This window comes from uncultured Maricaulis sp., from assembly GCF_905480005.1.
In the GTDB taxonomy this organism is placed as follows: Bacteria; Pseudomonadota; Alphaproteobacteria; order Caulobacterales; family Maricaulaceae; genus Maricaulis.
Genome location: NZ_CAJQOO010000012.1, coordinates 1 through 4,754, shown reverse-complemented (window position 1 = coordinate 4,754; position 4,754 = coordinate 1). Strand labels below are relative to the sequence as shown.

6 protein-coding genes are annotated in these 4,754 nt (G+C 68.4%); 5 read left to right on the top strand and 1 reads right to left on the bottom strand.

Annotated elements, in window-relative coordinates:
* Positions 1 to 382 precede the first annotated feature (382 nt).
* On the bottom strand, positions 383 to 637 hold the full coding sequence (locus tag QZ266_RS02265; protein ID WP_295691307.1) for a hypothetical protein: 255 nt from the start codon (positions 635 to 637) through the stop codon (positions 383 to 385).
* Between the two features lie 91 nt (positions 638 to 728).
* Between QZ266_RS02265 and QZ266_RS02260 the strand changes: the two genes are divergently transcribed.
* From QZ266_RS02260 to QZ266_RS02240, 5 genes are all read left to right on the top strand, one after another.
* Positions 729 to 2,021: a terminase family protein gene (locus QZ266_RS02260; protein ID WP_366523946.1), complete on the top strand. Its 1,293-nt coding sequence runs from the start codon at positions 729 to 731 to the stop codon at positions 2,019 to 2,021.
* A 41-nt stretch (positions 2,022 to 2,062) separates the two neighbouring features.
* Positions 2,063 to 3,118 (top strand): phage portal protein, encoded by a 1,056-nt coding sequence (locus QZ266_RS02255; RefSeq protein ID WP_295691304.1) that lies wholly within the window; start codon positions 2,063 to 2,065, stop codon positions 3,116 to 3,118.
* The gene (locus tag QZ266_RS02250) at positions 3,111 to 3,350 is read left to right on the top strand and encodes a hypothetical protein (RefSeq protein WP_295691303.1); all 240 of its coding nucleotides are present in this window, start codon (positions 3,111 to 3,113) and stop codon (positions 3,348 to 3,350) included. The genes QZ266_RS02255 and QZ266_RS02250 overlap by 8 nt, the downstream gene beginning before the upstream one ends.
* A 350-nt stretch (positions 3,351 to 3,700) precedes the next feature.
* Positions 3,701 to 4,135, top strand: a complete 435-nt coding sequence (locus QZ266_RS02245; RefSeq protein ID WP_295691301.1) for an HK97 family phage prohead protease — start codon at positions 3,701 to 3,703, stop codon at positions 4,133 to 4,135.
* Positions 4,136 to 4,176: 41 nt separating this feature from the next.
* Positions 4,177 to 4,754 (top strand): phage major capsid protein (locus QZ266_RS02240; RefSeq protein WP_295691300.1); only part of this gene is annotated, 578 nt, incomplete at its 3' end.

Sequence of the window (4,754 nt, the reverse complement as noted above, 5' to 3'; positions counted from 1 at the left end):
CGTGGGATGACGGTGGGAGGGGCGCTTGCTGGTTCGATATCCGGCATTTTCACAATCCGCTTAACGACGACGAAACCGCCCGCTCACTCCGGTGTTTCAAATTCGAGCCAAATTCGTCATAAGGGCGGTCAGGCAGGGCGGTGCCACCAGCGCGTCCTTGATCCAGATAAACAGTGACCAAGCCCGACGGGGCCTGACGGCGGGGACAAACCCGCCGCTATCCCCCCTATCGTCCCGAAGAACCCGTGACCGCCCAGGCGGTTGCGGGTTTTTTCGTGGCGGATATCCGACCGGTGACGGGCCGCGGCTAATATTCGGCATGCCCGGAATTCCCCAGACAAAGCCGAAAGACGACGTCGACTGGTACCCCTATCTGCTGCTTTCACGCCGCGGAGCGACGGGGCCGCAGCTGGCGACGCTCTCTGGCATGGCCAGTAGTACCGTGAACCGCCATTTGCGCCGGCTGCGGACTTATGACGAGAAAACCCTCGCCGATATCCGCGAGCGGGCGCGGCAGCGTCGCAGGGACGATGTGGAGGTGGAGTTCCTGATCGGCGACCCCGCCAAGGCGATCCGCCTCGCCAATGCCTGTGCGGCGCTCCTCAAGCAGGACCAGGCTCAGGCGGAGGCTGACCAAGCTCGTGAAGACTTGACAGAGAAGGAGGCAGGTGATGATGACGCCCAAAAGGCTCGCGACGATGCTTTCCTTCGTCGACACATTCTGGACCATGACAGCGCGGGAGCGCTTGCAGGCCTGGAAGGGGAAGGCGGATCGCCGGACCCGGGCCGCCATCCAGGCCGACTTCCGCTACCACGCGACGGGCCCGCAACGCCCGCCACCGGGTGAGTGGCTGACCTGGCTCTTTCTGGGCGGACGCGGGGCGGGCAAGACCCGCGCCGGGGCTGAATGGGTGCGCCACCGCGCGCTGCGCAGTGTCAGCCGCATCGCCCTGGTGGGGCCGACCTTCAATGATGTCCGCGAGGTGATGATTGAAGGCCCGTCCGGGCTCAGGAATCTGGGCAGTCCCGATGAGCAGCCACGTTATGAGGCCAGCCGCAAACGCCTGGTCTTTCCCTCGGGCAGCCAGGCCTATGCCTTTTCCGCCGAGGATGCGGACGGGCTGCGCGGGCCGCAGTTTGATTTTGCCTGGGGCGATGAATTTGCAGCGTGGTCGGACCCGCAAAGGGTGCTCGACACGCTGCGCATGGGCGTCCGGCTGGGCGGTGTCCCGCAAATCCTGCTGACCACCACGCCGCGCCCCATCCCGGCGCTCAAGGCGCTGGTGCGGGCGGCGGGGGAGGGCGGTTCGGTCCGTCTGACGCATCAACCGACCGCCGCCAATGAAGCCAATCTCGCCCCCGGTTTCGTGGCCGCGCTGAATGCGGCCTATGGCGGGTCCATGCTGGGTCGCCAGGAAGTCGAAGGCCTTCTGATCGATGATCCCGACGGCGCCCTGTGGACGCGGGCCCAGATCGAGGCCGCCCGCCTGGAGGCCGGCCTGCCCGACCTTGACCGGATCGTGGTCGCCCTCGACCCGCCGGCCAGTGGCGGTCCGCGGTCCGATGAATGCGGGATCGTGGTCGCCGGCGCTCATGGCGAGGGCCCGGCGCGGTCGGCCATCGTGCTGGCCGATCTCTCCTTCGGTCCGGCCCTGCCGGCGGACTGGGCCGGACGGGCCGCATCGGCCTTTGAGGATTATGGCGCTGACGCCCTGGTGGCCGAGGCCAATCAGGGCGGGGAAATGGTTCGCGCCGTGCTGCAGGCTGCAGCGCCGGGCCTGCCCGTCCGCCTGGTTCATGCCTCACGCGGCAAGCGGGCAAGGGCCGAACCCGTCGCCGCGCTCTATGCCGCCGGCCGGGTCCGCCATGCGCGGGCCTTTCCCGGCCTGGAAGACCAGATGTGCGCCTTCGGCGCGCCCGAGGCCGCCAGGACCAGTCCCGACCGGGTCGATGCCCTGGTCTGGGCGATCAGCGAACTCCTGCTCGGCCGCACCGGCGCGCCGCGCCTGCGGCGGCTCTGACCGACCGTCTCACCTGACCCGAAAACCCAAAGGAGCCCCCCATGCCCCACTGGCTTGATCGCTTGTTTGGCCGGGAGGAGAAATCCGCCCTGTCGAGCCGTCTCATTGCCTTGACGGCCAGCGCGCAGACCGGCTGGTCGCCGCGCGCCCTGCCGGCGATGATGCAGGCGGGTTATGCCCGCAATGCCATTGTCCATCGCTGTGTCCGACTGACCGCGGAAGCGGCGGCCTCGGTGCCGCTGACGGCGACGGACGGGGTCATCACGCGGCTCCTGGACATGCCCAATCCGGACCAGTCCGGGCCCGAATTGTGGGAAAGCCTCTATGGTTATCTACAGCTGGCGGGAAATGCCTATCTCGAGCTTGCCAGCCTGGCCGATGAGCCGCGCACGCTCCACCTTCTGCGCCCGGACCGCATGCGCGTGCTGGCTGGTCCGACCGGTTGGCCGGAGGGTTGGGAATATGCGGCGGCGGGCCGCAAACGCCGCTTCCAGCGCGATCGCGTGTCCGGTCGCAGCCCGGTTTTCCACATCCGTCTCTTTCATCCCGGCGATGATCATTACGGGCTGTCCCCGCTGGAAGCGGTGGGGCGCTCGCTGGACCTGCACACGGCCGGCTCTGACTGGGCCCGGGCTCTCCTCGACAATGCCGCACGCCCGTCCGGCGCGCTGGTCTTCAAGGGCGAGAATGGCCAGCTTTCGCCGGACCAGTTCGAACGGCTGAAGGCCGAGCTGGAAGCCAGCCATACCGGCCCGAGCAATGCCGGGCGGCCCTTGCTGCTGGAAGGCGGGCTGGACTGGACGCCAATGGCGATGAGCCCGGCGGAAATGGATTTCACCACCGCCCGCCGCGAAGCCGCGCGCGAGATGGCGCTGGGGCTGGGCGTGCCGCCGCTTCTGCTCGGTCTGCCCGGCGATAACACCTACGCCAATTACGCCGAGGCCAATGCCGCCTTCCTGCGTCAGACCGTGCGGCCCCTGGTGATGAAAATGGCGCGGGCGTTGAGTGTCTGGCTGCGGCCCTGGTCAAGGCCCGACCTCGAGATCAAGGCGGACTTCGCCGCGCTCGCGGAGAGCGGGGAGGCCGGTCATGCGTGAGATCGATAACTGGACCATGCAGAAGCAGGTCACGCTCGGCCTGATCTTCGCCATCCTGCTGCAGACCTCCGGTGCCCTGATCTGGTCCGGCCGTGTCGGCGAACGCCTCAACCAGCTCGAACAGATCAGCGACCGCCAAAGCCCGCTCGCCGAACGCCTCGCCGGCCTGGAAGCCGAAATGCGCCTGGCGCGGGAAAGCCTGGTGCGGATCGAGCGGCGGATGGAGGAGTGAGGGGGCGCCTTCACTCAAACCTTGTCATCCCCGCAGGATGTCCGGCGAAGGCCGGACGCAGGGCGGGGACCTACCAGGTTGCAACCACATAGGTCCCTGACCTTCGCCCCGCCTTCGCGGGGCGTCCGTCAGGGATGACACGTGATCCATGGCTGATTGCGCGCCGGCGGCGCTTAGATTTCAAACACAAACCCAACACCACAAACCACCGTCATCCCCCGGCTTGTCCGGGGGACCTCAACCATCCCGCCAGCCGGTTAGCCGGGGTCCCCCGGACCGGCGCTGTGCGCCGGCCGTGGGATGACGGTGGGTGAGTGACTTCAACCTCCCCCCAACAAGGACACCCCCTCATGACCGACACCCTCGTCATCGAGGGTCATGCGAGCCTGTTCGGGCTGGCTGACCTTGGCGGCGATGTGGTGGCGCGTGGCGCCTTTGCCGCCTCGCTCGCCACGCGCCGCACCATCCCGATGCTCTTCCAGCACGACCCGTCCGAGCCGATCGGCGTGTGGACCTCGATCACCGAGGACGCGCGCGGCCTGCATGTGCGCGGTGAGATCCTGACGACCGGCCCGCGTGGCCGCGCCGCCTCGACCCTGGTCCGGCGCGGCGCGGTGGACGGGCTCTCCATCGGCTTTCGCACCCGCGCTTCGCGGCCCCGCGAGGCGCGCGGGCGGGTGCTGACCGCGCTCGATCTCTGGGAAGTCTCCATCGTGACCTTCCCCATGCTGCCCCAGGCGCGGCTGCGTCTTGTCGCTCCGCAGCCGTCCCGCGTGGCGGCCTGAGCCCGCCAATCCCCAATCCCTTCACCCAAGCAGGAGTTCCCATGAACAAGGAAACCAAGATGACGGACAGCACCGCCGAGAGCCGGGCCGTGATGGGCGAGCTGCTCGCCGCCTTCGAACACTTCAAACAGGCCAATGACCAGCGCCTCGCCGAGATCGAGACCCGGGCCGCCGCCGACGTCTTGCTGGAAGACAAGGTCGCCCGCATCGACCAGGCGCTGGACGTCCAGAAGTCCGCGCTCGACCGGCTGGTTCACGAGGCCGCCCGCCCGGGCCTGGCGCCGGGCAGTGAACCCTCGGCCGCAGCGCGCGGCTTTTCCGCCTATCTGCGCCGCGGCGAGATTGGCGAGGGCAAGTCGCTCAATGCCGGTATGCCGGGCGAGGGCGGGCATGTCGTCCCGGTCGAGACCGAGGCGCGCATTGACCGCCTGCTGGCCGAAGCCAGTCCGATCCGCGCCATTGCCAGCGTCCGCCAGACCGCATCCGGTGTCTTCCGCAAACCGGTCTCGCGGGGCGGCGCGGCGACCGGCTGGGTGTCGGAAAGCGCGGCCCGTCCGGAGACCGATGCGCCGGGTCTGGAACTGATCGAGTTTCCCGCCGCCGAGCTCTACGCCATGCC